The sequence below is a fragment of the Bittarella massiliensis (ex Durand et al. 2017) genome (assembly GCF_017566145.1).
GTDB lineage: Bacteria > Bacillota > Clostridia > Oscillospirales > Ruminococcaceae > Bittarella > Bittarella massiliensis_A.
In genome coordinates, this window is record NZ_JABFCL010000003.1 from 166812 (window position 1) to 182073 (window position 15262).

13 protein-coding genes are annotated in these 15262 nt (G+C 55.8%); 9 read left to right on the plus strand and 4 right to left on the minus strand.

Annotated features, from left to right (window positions below; translation table 11 throughout):
* Positions 1-270: 270 nt before the first annotated feature.
* The 4 genes from ytvI to HJY11_RS05165 all read right to left on the minus strand — a co-directional run bounded on the left by ytvI (position 271) and on the right by HJY11_RS05165 (position 5289).
* Positions 271-1410 carry a sporulation integral membrane protein YtvI gene (gene ytvI, locus HJY11_RS05150; protein ID WP_208074925.1) on the minus strand — a complete coding sequence of 380 codons (1140 nt, stop codon included), beginning with the start codon at positions 1408-1410 and terminating at the stop codon, positions 271-273.
* A 191-nt stretch (positions 1411-1601) separates the two neighbouring features.
* On the minus strand, positions 1602-2771 hold the full coding sequence (locus HJY11_RS05155; RefSeq protein ID WP_208074926.1) for a M20 metallopeptidase family protein: 1170 nt from the start codon (positions 2769-2771) through the stop codon (positions 1602-1604).
* Between the two features lie 124 nt (positions 2772-2895).
* Complete coding sequence (locus HJY11_RS05160; protein WP_208074927.1) at positions 2896-4062, minus strand: M20 metallopeptidase family protein; 1167 nt, start codon at positions 4060-4062, stop codon at positions 2896-2898.
* 54 nt (positions 4063-4116) lie between these two features.
* Positions 4117-5289: a M20 metallopeptidase family protein gene (locus HJY11_RS05165; RefSeq protein ID WP_208074928.1), complete on the minus strand. Its 1173-nt coding sequence runs from the start codon at positions 5287-5289 to the stop codon at positions 4117-4119.
* A gap of 225 nt (positions 5290-5514) precedes the next feature.
* Here HJY11_RS05165 and HJY11_RS05170 point away from each other — a divergent pair, with 225 nt between their 5' ends.
* The 9 genes from HJY11_RS05170 to HJY11_RS05210 all read left to right on the plus strand — a co-directional run bounded on the left by HJY11_RS05170 (position 5515) and on the right by HJY11_RS05210 (position 15222).
* Positions 5515-5814, plus strand: coding sequence for a hypothetical protein (locus HJY11_RS05170; protein WP_208074929.1), 300 nt, complete (start codon positions 5515-5517; stop codon positions 5812-5814).
* 145 nt (positions 5815-5959) lie between these two features.
* Positions 5960-7960: an ABC transporter permease gene (locus HJY11_RS05175; protein WP_208074930.1), complete on the plus strand. Its 2001-nt coding sequence runs from the start codon at positions 5960-5962 to the stop codon at positions 7958-7960.
* On the plus strand, positions 7953-8684 hold the full coding sequence (locus HJY11_RS05180; protein ID WP_208074931.1) for a hypothetical protein: 732 nt from the start codon (positions 7953-7955) through the stop codon (positions 8682-8684). Before HJY11_RS05175 ends, HJY11_RS05180 begins: the two co-directional genes overlap by 8 nt.
* Positions 8681-9529: an ABC transporter ATP-binding protein gene (locus HJY11_RS05185; protein WP_208074932.1), complete on the plus strand. Its 849-nt coding sequence runs from the start codon at positions 8681-8683 to the stop codon at positions 9527-9529. Before HJY11_RS05180 ends, HJY11_RS05185 begins: the two co-directional genes overlap by 4 nt.
* Entirely contained in the window at positions 9522-10196 is a 675-nt protein-coding gene (locus HJY11_RS05190) for a hypothetical protein (RefSeq protein ID WP_208074933.1), read from the plus strand. The genes HJY11_RS05185 and HJY11_RS05190 overlap by 8 nt, the downstream gene beginning before the upstream one ends.
* Positions 10197-10969: 773 nt before the next feature.
* Positions 10970-12964 (plus strand): hypothetical protein, encoded by a 1995-nt coding sequence (locus tag HJY11_RS05195; RefSeq protein ID WP_208074934.1) that lies wholly within the window; start codon positions 10970-10972, stop codon positions 12962-12964.
* Entirely contained in the window at positions 12961-13710 is a 750-nt protein-coding gene (locus tag HJY11_RS05200; RefSeq protein ID WP_208074935.1) for a hypothetical protein, read from the plus strand. Before HJY11_RS05195 ends, HJY11_RS05200 begins: the two co-directional genes overlap by 4 nt.
* Positions 13707-14576, plus strand: a complete 870-nt coding sequence (locus HJY11_RS05205; RefSeq protein ID WP_208074936.1) for an ABC transporter ATP-binding protein — start codon at positions 13707-13709, stop codon at positions 14574-14576. The genes HJY11_RS05200 and HJY11_RS05205 overlap by 4 nt, the downstream gene beginning before the upstream one ends.
* Positions 14548-15222 carry a hypothetical protein gene (locus tag HJY11_RS05210; RefSeq protein WP_208074937.1) on the plus strand — a complete coding sequence of 225 codons (675 nt, stop codon included), beginning with the start codon at positions 14548-14550 and terminating at the stop codon, positions 15220-15222. Before HJY11_RS05205 ends, HJY11_RS05210 begins: the two co-directional genes overlap by 29 nt.
* The last annotated feature ends 40 nt before the right edge of the window (positions 15223-15262 follow it).

Genomic DNA, 15262 nt, shown 5'->3' on the forward strand with positions numbered 1-15262 from the left:
CGGCAAGGGCGCAAAAAAAGCCGGCGCCTGGGGTGCGAAGCCCAGGTACCGGCAAAAAAATCGCTCTGTGGTTTTCTTTTACCCGCTCTACCCGCGGCCCCTCTTCACTTTTCCATACGACAAAACGCCCGCGCCATAAAAATAGCCCAGGTAGCGGTAGCCGTAATAGGAGACCGAAGAGAGGGAGACCGCATTGTTCATGTTACTTTACTCCTTTAAAGGGCGACTGTATCGCCTTTGTACCCAATATACGCCGCCGGCGGGGATTTGTCAACCGCCTTTTGCCGGTTTTTCCCCGCGGCCTTTCCGGTCGGCCCGGCCGCGGCGGCGCGCCTCCCGCACCCGGCCGGGCAGGCGGATCACCCCGTGGGCGATCAGGTCCTGGGCGACAATGGCCCCCAGCGGCCCCAGGAAGATGCCCCAAAACCCCAGCACCGCCCCGCCCAGGTAGGCGCTGGACAGGGCCACCAGCGGGTGCAGCCCCACCTGGTTGCCCAGCACCTTGGGCTCCAGCAGGCTGCGCACCATCGAGATGACCGCGTAGAGAAGGGCCATCTGCAGCCCCAGCCCGGTGTTCCCCGAGAGGAGCAGGAAGGCCGCCCAGGGCACCAGCACCGCCCCGGTGCCCAGGATGGGGAGCAGGTCGACAAAGGCCACCAGCAGCGCCATGGAGACCGGGTGGGCGATGCCCAGCAGCCAGAACCCGGCCGCCAGTTCGGCAAAGGTCACGGCCATCAAGATCAGATAGCTCTTGGCCATCTGCAGGGCCGAGCGCTGGACGCAGTCCTTCACCAGGTAGAGCACCTGCGCCAGCTGGGGCGGGATGCAGCGGGCGAAAAAGCGGGTGATGCCCCGGTAGTCGGCGGCGAAGAAGAGCCCCGAGATCACCGCCACCGAACACCAGAGAAAGACCGCGGGCAGGGCCGTGGCCAGCCGGGTCACCGCCCCCATGGCCCAGGCGGAGAGCTTTTGCAGGCAGGCGTCGATGGAGCCCCCCGCCAGGGCAAAAAAGTCCTCCCAATAGACCGGCGCGCCGGGGGAGAAGCCCCCGACAAAGCCCAGCAGCCACTCCTGAAACCGGGTCAGCAGGGGGGCGATCTCCTGGGCGTAAAACCCCGGCAGGGCGGAGAAGATGCTCCCCAGCGAGACCACCAGCCGCGCCCCGAAATACCAGACGGCCGCCCCCAGCCCCAGGTAGAGCAGGGCGGTGAGGGCGCCCTGGCAGCCCCGCTGGGGCAGGCGCCAGCGGCGGTGCAGCCAGCGGGCGGGCCGGGCGGCGACAAAGGCCACAAAAAAGCCCGCCAGCAGGGGGGAGAGCAGGGGCAGCAGCCAGCGCACCCCCAGCAGGCCAAGGGCCAGCACCAGGGCAAAAAAGAGGGTGTTTTCCAAAAAAGCGCGCCGCTTTTCCACCGCTGTCCCCCCTTTTTTCGCTCATTTTCAAGAGGATGGGCAGTTTTTGGTGGGATATGCAGGCCCGGCCCCCTGGCAGAATATGCGGCGGCGCGGGCAAACAGAATCCCCGCGCGGCCGAAGACCGCGCGGGGATTTCAAAAGCTATGTACGCACACGGAGTGCGCCCAAAAAGCCCGACGGAGGGAATCTTATTTGGTCAGGAAGTTGTAGGCGTACTGGCCCATAAAGGTGGCGCCCACCTTCAAGCTGGCCTCGTCGATGGCGAAGTTGGCGTTGTGGTGGTTGCCGGAGGTGCCGGGCAGGTCGCTCTTGGCGCCCACCACACAGTAGAAGCCCTTGAAGGCGTGGACAAAGGCGGCGTAGTCGTCCGAGCCGGTGGCGGGGTCGCCCTGGGGCAGAACGGTCAGCCCCTGCTCGGCGGCCAGGGCGCGGCCAGCGGCGGCGGCCTCCTTGTCGTTGACCACCGGCAGCGGGGCCATGACCACCCGCTCCACCTCGGCGGTGCAGCCGTAGGCGGCGGCCACGTTCTCGGCGATCTTGCGCATCAGGTCGATGACCTCAATGTCCTCGCCGGCCTTGAAGAAGCGCAGGTTGCCCTCGATCTCGGCGTCGTTGGGGATGATGTTGTTCTTGGTGCCGGCGTTGATCATGCAGGGGCTCACCACCACGGTGGAGAAGGGGTCGTGCCGGTTGACCGGGATGGCCTGCACCTTCAGCAGGATGTCGCAGGCCGGGCGGATGGGGTCGACCGCCAGGTCGGGGCGAGAACCGTGGCCGCCCACGCCGTGCACCTTGATTTTGAAGCCGGTGTTGCCGGCCATCATCGCCCCGTCGGGGATGCCGATGAGACCGACGGGCATCTGGCCCATCAGATGGGTGCCGATGGCCTGGTCCACGCCGCCGTGGGCCTGCAGGTACTCGACGCACTCCTCAGCGGCGCCGCCGCCGACCTCCTCGGCCACCTGGAAGCAGAGGTAGACCGAGCCGTTGAGCTCGTCCTTGAGTTCGTTGAGGGATTTGGCGATGCCCAGCAGCATGGCGGTGTGCCCGTCGTGGCCGCAGGCGTGCATCACGCCGGGGGTCTGGGACTTGAAGGGCAGGTCGACTTCCTCGCAGACCGGCAGGGCGTCGATGTCGGCGCGGATGGCGATCTTCTTGCCCTCTTTGTTCTTGTTGATGATGCCGATGACGTTGCGGCGGCCGACGACCTCGTACTGGATGTTCATCTTCTCCAGCTCTTCGCAGATCCGGCGGGAGGTGCGCTCCTCCTGGTAGCTTAACTCGGGGTGCATGTGAAACTCCCGGCGCATCTCGATGATGTAGTCCTCATTTTGGGCGATCAGTTCTTGAATGGTCATGGAAAGATACCCTCCTTGATGATGGTGAAATAGACTCACTACTTTGTATTATAGAGGAAAAAAATGGGGCTGTCAAACCAACTTTCTGTGAACAGCGCACAGAAACGGCGCGTCTGCCGCGGGGCTATTTCAAAAATGCAAAGGCGTATTCGGCCATGAATGCGATGCCCAGTTTGATGCAGTCCTCGTTGAGGCAGAAGGTGGGGTTGTGGTGGTTGCCCGAGGTGCCGGGCATCTCGCTGTGGGCCCCCAGCATGGTGTAAAAGCCGGGGAAGGCGTTGAGGAAGTTGGCGTAGTTGTCCGACGCGGCCTGGGGGTCGGCGGGGGGCAAAACGGTCAGCCCCTGCTGGGCGGCCAGGGCGCGGCCCCGGGCGGCGGCCTCGTTGTTGTTGATGACCGGGTAGGGGGCCATGGCCTCGCTGGTGACGGTCACCGTGCAGCCGCGGGCGGCGGCCAGGTGCTCGCTCATCCGGCGAATTTCGTCCACCGTGGCCTCGCCGTCGCCGTAGGCGAAGAAGCGGATGTTCCCCTCGATCTCGGCCTCGCCGGGGATGATGTTGTTCTTGGTGCCCGCGTGGATGGTGCAGGGGCTGACCACCAGGGTCTTAAAGGGGTCGTGCCGGTTGACCGGGATGGCGGCAATGGCCTGCAAAATCTCACAGGCCGGGCGGATGGGGTCGACCGCCGCGTCGGGGCGGGAGCCGTGGCCCCCCACCCCGTGCACCACGATCTTAAAGCCCATGTTGCCGGCGTACATCGGCCCGTCGGGAATCCAGATGGTCCCCACCGGGGCCGCCCCGGCGATGTGGGTGGCGATCACCTGGTCGACCCCGCCTTTTTCCTGCAGGTAGGCCACGATGTCGTCCGCGCCAAAGCCGGTCTCCTCGGCCACCTGGAAGCAGAGGTAGACCTTGCCGGAAAACTGCTCCTTGGTCTCCTGGAGAATCCGGCCGATGGTCACCAGCATGGCGGCGTGGGCGTCGTGACCGCAGGCGTGCATCTTTCCCTCAAACTGGGATTTAAAGGGCAGCTCCACCTCCTCGGTCAGGGGCAGGGCGTCGATGTCGGCGCGGATGGCGATGGATTTGCCTTCCCTGCCGGTATCGATGAGCCCCACCACGTTGCGGGGGCCCACCACCTCGCAGGGAATGCCCAGTTTCCCCAATTCCTCCACGATGCGGGCGGAGGTCCACTCCTCCTGCAGGCTCAGTTCGGGATGGGCGTGCAGCTCCCGCCGCAGGTCGATGGCGTAGGACTCGTACTTCTCGCTCAATTCTTTGATGACAGACATCTCAAAACACTCCTTTTTATTCTTGGTACATTTTGTATGCAGACAGATGGCGCCCTACGCCTTGGCCCCCAGCAGGTCAAACAGGCAGGCGGCAAAGAGGGACAGCCCCTTTTCCAGGCAGCCCTCGTCGATGCAGAAGGTGGGGTTGTGGGCGTTTCCGGAGGTGCCGGGCCGCTCGCTGCGGGCCCCCAGCATGGCGTAGAAGCCGCCGAAGGCCGCGAGAAATTCCGAAAAGTTGTCCGATGCGGCCGAGGGGCCCTGGGCCGGGATCAGCGAAAAGCCCAGGTCGGTGGCCAGGGCGCGCCCCCAGGCGGCGGAGGCGGGGTCGTTGAGGACCGGCTCGGTGCACCGTTCGCCCCCGGTGACCCGGGCGGTGCAGCCGTAGGCCGCGGCGGTGGGCTCGGCCAGCCGGCGGATCTCCTCCACCAGGGACGGCCCGTCCCCGTAGCGAAAAAAGCGGATGTTTCCGGCAATGGAGGCGCTGCCGGGGATGATGTTGTTCTTGGTGCCGGCGCGAATCAGGCAGGGGCTCACCACGCAGGTGGCGAAGGGGTCGTGCCGGTTGACGGGGATGGCCGCCGCCTTGAGGAGGATTTCACAGGCCGGGCGGATGGGGTCGGACGCCAGGTCGGGGCGGGAGCCGTGGCCCCCCACCCCCTCCACCGCGATGTCGAAGCGGGTGGCCCCGGCGTACATCGGCCCGTCTTGCAGGTAGAGGCTGCCCACCGGGTAAGCGCCGTTGACGTGCAGGCTCACCGCCCGGTCCACCCCGCCCAAGGCCTTTAGGTGGGCGACGATGGAACCCGCGCCCTCGCCGGTCTCCTCCCCGGGCTGAAAGCAGAAATAGGCCGTGCCGCACAGCTCTCCGCGCTGCTCCCAGGCGATGCGGGCGGCCCCCAGCACCATGGCGGCGTGGGCGTCGTGACCGCAGGCGTGCATCTTCCCCTCAAACTGGGACCGAAAGGGCAACTCCACCTCCTCTTGCAGGGGCAGGGCGTCAAAATCCCCCCGAAAGGCCAGCCGGGGCCCCGGGCGGCCGCTGTCCACCACCGCGACGATCCCCCGGTCCGGCAGCACGGTGTGGGGGATGCCGAGCCCCTCCAACTCCCGGGCAATGCGGGCGGAGGTCCACTCCTCCTCCATGGACAGCTCCGGGTGGGCGTGCAGTTCCCGGCGAAAATCGGTGACGTATCCGGCGTATTTCTGGGCCAATTCTTGAGCGAGCAAAGGCAATTCCCCCTTCGGCCTTCTGTAATTACAAAGGCAGGTTGTTTTTTTCAGTATAGCGCTTTGTCAGAAAGCCGTCAATTGAGAGAAGATCGCTAATGCGAGTGAAAACGGCGCAAAAAGTCATATAATGTTAAAATAATATGCTAAAAAATCATTTACTTTTTTAGAATAAATTATATAATTTAGTACAGAGGGGTATTTGTCCAGAAAATGAGGAAGGCAATGAAACGGGTAAAAAGTGGTGCCGACGATTATGGCGACAACAATGGCGTTGGCAACTGCATCATTGGCTACCTTGCAAGTGGAGATCAGGGAAAAGGTGTGGCGACTACCAAAGCGGGCAATGGAACGGGTACGGGTTACTTGGATCAGGCTGGATTGAGCGTGAGAACATACAGCTATTCAATTGACAAATATGCTTCGGGGACAAATGCCTCCAATGCATCTGTACGGCCTGATTACCGCTTGCGTGTCACAGGTCTCTCTGACGGCAGTCGTGGCTCTGCGCTGACGACTTATTGAACACTTACTCTGAATAAAGCCTATTCACTGAAAAAGGACAGCCACTCTGCCTTTTATGTATAGCGAATATGTTCACCGTGTATCGCACCAGTGAATAGCAAAAGGGATATTGCTTTTGTTGACGATCTGCCGAGGGGGGACCGTTGTGAGAGAAACTAGGAATGAATGGCGAGTATTGTACCGCAACAAACTCATGTTAGTGGTGCTTTTGGCAGAAGTAGCAATTCTGAATTTTTACTGGATAGGCGCGTTTTTGGAGCCCAAGTTTTTGACGCCATACTGGGGCTTTATGGCTTTGTACAAAATGTTTCACTGTCTCCCTCTTTTTTTTATTCCGCTTTTTTACGTTGCATATGAGTTTATGGCGCGGCCGAGGGAAACTGATTTTTATGAGGCGATCTGCTCTCTCTCAGGCAAACTGCAGATGATAACCGGCAAGTTGTTGGTTTTGCTTTTTTACCTTATTTTCTTGTGTGTAAATTTTGGCGGCTACTGTGTAGCTGCATTCAGTCGTTATAATTTACCAGCTCTACTGATTACCCAATTGATACAGAGTATTGTCTTGAATTTTTTTCTTCCAGGGTTGATTGCCATCCTGGGAGGGTTTCTTTTGGCTCTCACTCTCAAGCGGTTGGGGGCTATTTTGTCTGTTTTGGGTCTGGTGTTTTTGCTGACGGATCTCTCGGAGTCTCTGTACTATACGCTTTCTGTCTTTCACTTCCCGGTAAGAGCTGTGAGACAGCTGTTGGCAATTGGCATACCGTACTCTGAGTCCTTTCACGATCGCATTTATGGCTTTCCTGTTGAGCGCTACCGCTATGCGCTGGCTTTTTTCTGGATTTCTCTGCTGGTGGCTGGCCTTGCGATAAAAATTTTAGCCCAGTCGAAGGGGTGGAGGATAGGTGTCTGCGCATCCTCCTTGCTCATAACTCTTTTTTGTGGGTATTGTTTGGCGAATCCAGGGGGGTATCTGTTTGTACAGAGCATTGACTACAACTATGGCGACCCAGTAACGCAGGCAAAGGACTATGGAAAAGACCAGTTTTATTACAGTTACGTAGCGGCATCTCAGGAGGAGAGCCAGACGTTTTCGATCACCCGGTACGACATGAAAATAAAGGTTACAGACCGCCTAAAGGCCAAAGTAGAGGTGGGTGTGGACCGAGTGCAGTCCCAATATGACTTCACACTTCACCACGCCTATGCTGTGTCCAAAGTCCTAGCTGAGGGTGGCTTACCTCTTGACTTTGTACAAGAGGGGGACTATTTGACCGTGCAAAATCCAGGAGGCGCCACCTCCTTCTCCATCCAGTACGAAGGAGGGCACCCGATTTATTACAGCAATGATCAAGCGGTCAATTTGCCGGGATATTGGGCGTACTATCCGAGGGCAGGCAAACATCGCACCTATGGAAGTGACTCTGTTTTTGAGTCTCCCTGGTATCTTTTTTTGCGCGAAAACCATCCGATACCAGTAACTCTTCAATTGGAGGGAAACAGGGCGATCTACACAAACCTTGCAAAAGATCAAGACGGCATATATCGCGGTGAAACAACGGGCGTATCTCTCTTGGGCGGACTGGTGGAACAAAAGCAGGAAGAGGGCGGTGCAGTTAAAGTGGTAGGCGCCATTTCAACAAATAACAGGGAAAAGACGTTGAGCGGTATCGCTTCCTCTGCAAGGCAGGAACTAGCGGAGATGGCGGACTCTTGCAATTTGCAACTCAAGCTGCCTTCTTTCTCCCAAACACAGTATCTCGAATTTCCTATCACTCTCAACGACTATTCTCAAGCGGTCGCCTTTTCCGATCACATTGCCTATCGGGAGTACATTTCTCCGCGGCAATTGGCTGCAGATTTTCTGGTGTCGTCTGTTTCCCACACCAATGGAAAAGCGGTATTGGCAAATCGGCTGCGACAGTATCTTGACGATCCAGATAACCTGTCCCTTTTTGCGGGCGCAGACCCTGTCCTGTGGTACAACGATGCAGGAACAATGGTGGGAGAGGCGATGAATACGTCAATAGAGCAGCGTGGAGAAGAGGAAACAGTGCGCGCCATTTTGATGTATTTACAAGGGGATGAGGACGCTCGTTCTCTCTATGCGTTTTGCCGCGATTTGGAAAGGGGGGAGGAACTTGAATAAAGGGTTAAAATGGGTGATCGGCATCGGTTTGGCAGGGCTGTTGGCTGCCTTTCTCTTTACGGATATCCGCTTTTTTGTCTTTGGGACGTCAGGTCAGCTCAAAAAGATTTTGCAAAATTCCCCCGCCGTTTCTTCCCATGGCGAATGTTCTGCAGGGAAGATGCCGGTGTGGAACTTGGCTGGCCTTCGAGAAAGCGACCTGCAGCTGTCCTCTGGTGGAACGAGAATTCATCTGCGCAGCGCAGCAGTTGATTACTACTCTACCCTGAGATTCATAGAAGAACACGGGGTAGGTGAAACCCTTCAAAACAATGGGGAAGTTGATTCGAGAGATGACTGTTCCCTGTTAGTTACGCTATCTTTTTTCAGCCGGGAGACACCTGAGGGCTTTGCCATCGCGTCTCCCTTCGACCTGCAAAAAGTCCCAACTGATTTTTGGTCGGATCTCTCCGTTCCTCCCAAGCAGGAGTTTATGCCCCAAAATGAATGCGTTTATTTTGCGGTGGGAGGACAGAAGTGGAAGGGGAAAATACGCGGCGTCTCTTTTGTAGGGGAAAAACTGGATAACTTGAGCATGGAGGTCGAATTTGAAGTTTTTCCCAATGCAAGCGATTTCAGACAGGCTATTATAGAGGGAGATACGGAAGAGATCGAGGTGATCGTAGAATCCCCCTATCTCTACGAGTACTGTGTTGGCGGTTTGCTGGGGAGGGCAATGCGATGATCGAACTGCAAAATGCAGCTAAAAATTTTGGCAAAACGAAGGTTCTGAAGGGAATTAATTTTTCCTTTGGCGATCAAATATATGGCCTTGTAGGACCGAATGGGGCGGGGAAAACGACATTTGTGCGGTGCCTTATTGGAATTTATCCTCTGACGTCGGGAACAGTTCTTTACAACGGTTTGCCGGTGGGAAGAAAAAATGACATTACCCGCGATCTGGGCTATCTGCCGCAAAAATTTGGGATTTACCGGGAGCTCACTGTGTGGGAAGCAATGGAGTATCTCTCGGTCATCAAAGGGCTCCCGAAGAAGATAAAAAGGGAGCAGATCGAAGAAAAGCTAGAACTGGTTCACTTGCTGTCCCGCAAAGACAGCCGGGTCGCCGCTCTCTCCGGGGGGATGATCCGCCGCTTGGGCTTGGCCGGCGCGTTGCTGGGAGATTCCCCGATCATTGTATTGGATGAGCCGACGGCTGGCTTAGACCCTGAAGAGAGAATACGCTTCAAAAATATCATCAAATCCCTCAAGGGGAAGAGGATGGTTTTGCTCTCTACCCACATCATGGAAGATGTGGAGGCCCTCTGCGATGCGATCGTGGTGATGCGTCAAGGCGATATTGTGGCCAGTGGATCACCGGCGGAGATCGCGGCTTTGGCAGAGGGAAAAACGTATGAATTGCCGGAGGCAGACCCGATCCCTCCTCAAGCTGCAGTCTCAAAAATTGTTGACAGAAATGGACGGCGGATGGTGCGAGTGGTTACTGCTGCGCGCTGTCAGGCAGAGCCGGTTGAACCGTCGGTAGAGGATGGATATATTTGTGCGGTGGAGGGGATCATGGATGCTTAAAAAGGAACTGTTTTTCTTTAAGAATCTAAAAACTCTCTTCTGGGTGCCACTTGTATTCCTCTTTGTTGTCATGCCTGTGTGTATTGGCGGGATTTTTAATGCCTCAGCAGAATATGAGCGGGAAGCGATTCTCCAAACGCTCATATTTATGCAGCAAATAATACCTATTTTCTCTACTTGGTGGATTGTATTTATCCTTCGTGAATATATTGATGGAGACGGGGCTGAGATTCTCTATACGTATGAGGGAATATACACCTCTAAGCTAAAGGTAGTACTGTTGACTTTGGGGGTTTATTTGGTCTGCGCCGCAACGGATTATCTTCTCCTCTGGTTTCTCTACCCCACCCAAGGAGAGCTGTTCTTGCTGGATTATTTGAAAACAGCCTTCATTTGTTTCTTTTTAAATGGGGGTACGTATTTTCTGATGTACTTTCTGCGCTCTACTGTTGTGGGGATTGTCAGTAGCATCGTATATTACTTTGCCATTTCTCTCTCCGGTCAAATGGGAAATCCTTTTATCAGCGCATATTTTGATTATGGCGGGGCGCAAGGGGCGTTTGTGACCTGGGGGGAATTGGGGAGGCATTACTCAATTGTTTTTGTCCTTTCCTGCTCGCTGCTGCTTTTCGGCTATCTGCGGGAACGGGAATACCGGGTTCACTGAGGCGGCTAGTTGGTGCAAAAAAGAAGGGAAAGAACTCCCCTTCTTTTTTTGCAGTTCTCACAGGTTCCCCGTCAAATACATCACCGCGGCCGCCGCCAGAGGGGAGGTGTTTCACTTCAAAATAGAGCTGTAAAGGAGAGGAACGTCAATCTGAGAAAAGAAATAGATGATCCTTCGCAATGACGTCATTGCAAAGGTTGCCAGGGTATGCATGCGTAGTTAATTATAAAAATATTGAAAATAAGGAGATTATATAGTACGATATATACAATAGCGAAATGGACGCCTAAAAAGCGGGGACGACAATGAAAAGGTAAAAAGACGTTGGCCACATTGCTCGCTGCTCTTTGTTTTGTGATGGCCTTTGGTCTCTCCGCAGTTGCGGCGTCGGGTGGTAGGTACGGAACAGGTTCTGTTGGTCCATATGCAAGCGGCGCCAACGGCTATGGTAGGGGGACTACGCAGTCTGGTTCGAGTGCAAATGGCACAGGGTATCTCTACCAGTACGGTCTGCGCACGAACACCTACACGTATGCCATCACTGGCACATATACAAATGGGACCAGCGCCCAAAACAGAGGGGAGCGGCCGGATTACAAACTGACCATTACCGGCAGTGTTCCCAGCGGCCGTTACTCCTACCTGGAGACCAACTGACAACCAGTTTCCTCTGTTTCTGACCGAACAGACGATAAACGCTTTGTAAACCGCTGAAGTTGGGCGACCGTTTTGTTGTTTGTGAGTTTCCTTGCTTTTTTAAGGGGGCGTTTGGGATGTGCAACCTCAAAAATGAGTGGCGGGCCTTTTACCGCAAGAAAATGCTCCTTGTCCTGACGCTGCTCTCCCAGCTTCTTTTAAATGGCTACTGGTGGAATGAGACCCGGCAGGCTCGGTATGACAATCCCCTTTGGGGCTACTACACACTATATGGGATGTTTGCCTGCTTTGCCCTTTATTTCATTCCGCTGCTCTACCTGTCTTATGAGTATATGAGCCAGACTTTTCAGGGGGAAACAGGGGAGATTTTGGTAGGGCTTCGCGCCAAGTTACAGGCGGCGGGAGCCAAAGTGCTGGTTTTAAATAGCTATGTTGTTTTCACCTGCCTCTCTTTTGGCGGGTGGTCGGTTTTTGTCTTTCAACACCATGACCTGCCCGCTTCTCTGTTGCCCCAGTGGGGCAAGGCGGTCGGGCTCTATTTTATTTTGTTGGGAGAGCTGGCTATCCTCTTGGGCTTTGCCCTCTCCCTGCTGCGCCGCCGTCTTGCCTCCGTGCTGGCGGTACTGGCTATTGTCTTTCTCACCACAGACCTCTCGGAAAGCCTGTGGATTTTTTTAGAGCAGTTGGGTCTGCCCACCCGCCTGATCCACACCCTTTTTTTGCCTGGGCTGCCGACGGGTTCCCTTGCGGGCAATTCTTATTACGGATTTCCCGTGGAGGGGTACAGATTGATTTTGCTCCTCTTCTGGTTTGCCTGTATCCTCTTGTTGATTCTAATTGTCCTGCCGGGCGTCACAGGTGCTAAGAAAGCAAGCGCTGCGATTCTCCCCCTGCTGTTTTTGACGTTTTGTACAAGCCGGCTGCTTTCACCGGGCGGCTATCCTCTTTGGGGCAGCGAGGATTTCTACTATGTGGGGGATCGGGAAAACAACTTCAACGGCGATGGGCTGTACTACCAAAGTGCCCCCGCCATGGAGGAGACAAGGGGTCGCTTCGCTGTGACTTCCTACACTATGGATTTGCGGGTAACCGACCGCTTGGAAGTGGCGGCTACCCTGGAGTTGGACAGGCAGCTTCCCCAGTACGATTTCACATTGATGCACAGCTACCGGGTCCTCTCGGTGCAGACAGAGGAGGGGGTGCCCCTTCCCTATGTGCAGCGGGGAGATTTGTTGACAGTGGATAACCGAGAAGGGGTCACCCGCATCTCTCTGCGCTATCAGGGGGCAAACAAGCTCTATTACAGCTCCGATCAGGCGCTCAACCTGCCGGGCTACTGGGCCTATTATCCCCGTGCCGGTTCCACCCGCACCTTTGGCAGGGTGCGGGGGCTGGGCGACGGATTTTACTTCCCCCTGCAAGACTGGCAGCCAGTTGACATGAGATTGACCGTTAAGGCCCCATACCCCGTTTACACCAACTTAGATAAACAGCCTGATGGCAGCTATGCGGGGCAGACCACCGGCTTGACGCTCATTGGCGGTTTGGTCAGTGAACGCACGGGACAGAATGGCGCCGTGGGGGTGCGCGCCGAGCTCTATGCCAGAGAGCGAGACCTCCAGGTAAACGATCTCCTTCCCAACTTAGAAAAAGCGGTCGACCAGTTGCGGGAGGAGTACCCTGCTCTAGAAGAGATTCAGCTGCCGCCCACCCTCAAGACCATCCAGGTCCCCCAATTGGTCAACGACACGGGCGCCCCCTATGTCTTGAACGACCATATTGTCTATAAGGACTATCTCAACAGCAGAGAGTTGGCGGCTGCCCTCGCGGTTATGCAGCTCGATACCCCGCCTCAAAAGCGCGAGGTGGCCGGTGCCCTCCAGGAGTACTGGGCAGATGAGAACGGCTTTCTTGAAGTGAGTATGGGAGGGGGGTTGACAGGCAGATATACGACCCGCTACGCGTATGTGCGCGGCTCCATCGCCGACGCAGTGCAGAACCGGGGCAGTCAGCCTGTTGTGAACGAGATACTCGCCTACCTGACCGACTCCGCCGATACGCGAACGCCCTACCAATTTTTGTGGGAGTTGCAAAGGGAGGGAGTGAATTGAAGCGATTTTTCATGCGCTGCCGGGGATGGGTTGCGCTGTTGCTGGCCTTTGGCTGTATTCTGGCGCTCCTTTTCAGCGATGTCAGATACGTTCTCTTTGGTGCGGAAGGCCAGTTTCGCAAGACAGTAGAGACAAAAGCGCCCCTTTTTAACCGGCAAATTGAGGGGTCCCAATGGGCAGCTCTATCGGTGTGGGGTCTGCTGGATCAGGAAAATGTTTTACTGGCGGAACATCAAGGGATGCAGATTGCCGAAATGCAGGGGGGGATAATAGCCTACGATTTGATGCGCAAGCTGGATGAGGGCTCTCGGCTGCAGGGAGAAATCATTGAATTCGGGGGTCTCCCCGAAGAAGAGAATCTAGCCCTTCAGTACTGCTTGCAGTTCCGTTCGGTTCAAACTGAGCAGGGGTTTTCCATCCTCTCGCCCTTTCCCCTTGACCAAATACCAGCTGCCTATTTTTCCCATACCACCGGGCGGGTGCCGCGTGATTTTGTCCCGGAAAACCGCTGTATCTACTTTCACGTCGGGGAAAAAACCTTTTTGGGGACCATCAATACCATCGATTTTTATGGAGATCGGCTCGACGATCTGACCTTGACCGTAGAAGTGGAGGTTTTCCCCCAGCCAACGGATTTTAAGGAACTCATCTTAAACACAGGGGCAGAGGAAATACAGGTGGAGTTTCGCAACCTCTATCTCTGCGAGTATCGGGTGGACGGACTATTGAGGAGGGCTATGTCGTGATTGGTGCCCAAAGGTTGACGAAAAAATTTGGCAAAAAGCAGGTTCTTCAGGAGTTGTCCTTCTCTTTCGGCGAGGGGATATATGGGCTGGTGGGCCCAAACGGTGCCGGCAAAACGACCTTTCTCCGCTGTCTTATTGGCGTTTATCCCCCCACTGCGGGCAGGGTGCTGTACAATGGAGCGCCGGTGGGGAGAAAAAATGATGTCACCCGCCACCTGGGCTATCTTCCGCAAAAATTTGGCATCTATCCGGAATTGACGGTGTGGGAGGCCATGGAGTATCTCTGCGTTATCAAAGGCGTTCCCAAGGCAGCCAGAAAAAAGCAAATTGAGCAAAAGCTGGAACAGGTAAACCTCCTGGCGCGCAGGGACAGCCGGGTGGGGGCGCTTTCGGGAGGGATGGTGCGCCGGCTCGGTTTGGCTGGCGCATTGGTAGGCGACTCTCCGCTTTTGATCTTGGATGAGCCCACGGCCGGCCTGGACCCAGAGGAGCGGATGCGCTTTAAAAATATCATCCGCTCTCTCGGGGGGGAGCGGACGGTTATTCTCTCCACCCACATTATGGAGGATGTGGAGGCCCTTTGCCAGCAGATTGTCATTGTCAATCAAGGCCGGGTAATCGCCGCTGGCTCTCCAAAGGAGATCGCTTCCCTGGCAGATGGAATGACCTATGAGATTCCCGAGGGGGAGACGGTGCCAGAAAAGGCGGTGGTTTCTAAAATAACAGAGCATGACGGCCAGCGGTTTTGCAGGGTGGTGACAACGGCGCCCTGTTCCGGAACTCCGGTTTTACCTACGGTAGAAGACGGCTATATTGGCGCAGTGGAGGGGATCGTCCATGTTGAAAAAACAGGGCTTTTACTTTAAAAATATCAAGTCTCTCTTCTGGGTTCCAATTGTACTGCTGTTTATTCTTATCCCGGTGGTGATAGGTACCCTTTACAATACCATGGCAGAGCAGGAGGCGGCGGCCCTTCAACAGATGCTGCGCATTTTCCAGCAGGTAATTCCCCTTTTTTCCACCTGGTGGCTGGTTTTCATCCTCCGCGAGTACATTGACGGTGACGGGGCGGAAATTCTCTATACCTATGAGGGGGTTTACCGCTCAAAACTGGGCCTTGTCCTGTTTACACTGGCTTGTTACCTGGCTTTGTTGGCATTTGACTACGCCTTTTTGTCAGTTCTCTATGCGAAATGGACCTCCATCATCTGGGTGGATTATGTAAAGATGGGCGTCGTCTGCCTTTTTTTCACCGGGTTGACGTATTTGGTCATGTACCTGCTCCGCTCCACAATTGCGGGCATGGTTTGCTCCATTTTATACTACTTTGCCATTTCCCTCTCGGGACAGATGAGCAACCCTTTTATCAGCGTCTACTTCGATTATGGCGGGGGCCAAACAGGTTTTGTTTCGCCGATGGACCTAAAGACGCGCTACATTCCCGTTCTCTTTTTGGCCGCAGCGCTCTTTGCGTTGGCCTATATTCGAGAGAGGCAGTACCGGATTCACTGACAAAAAGGGCGCCGGCAGTTTGGTCTGCCGGCGCCCTTTT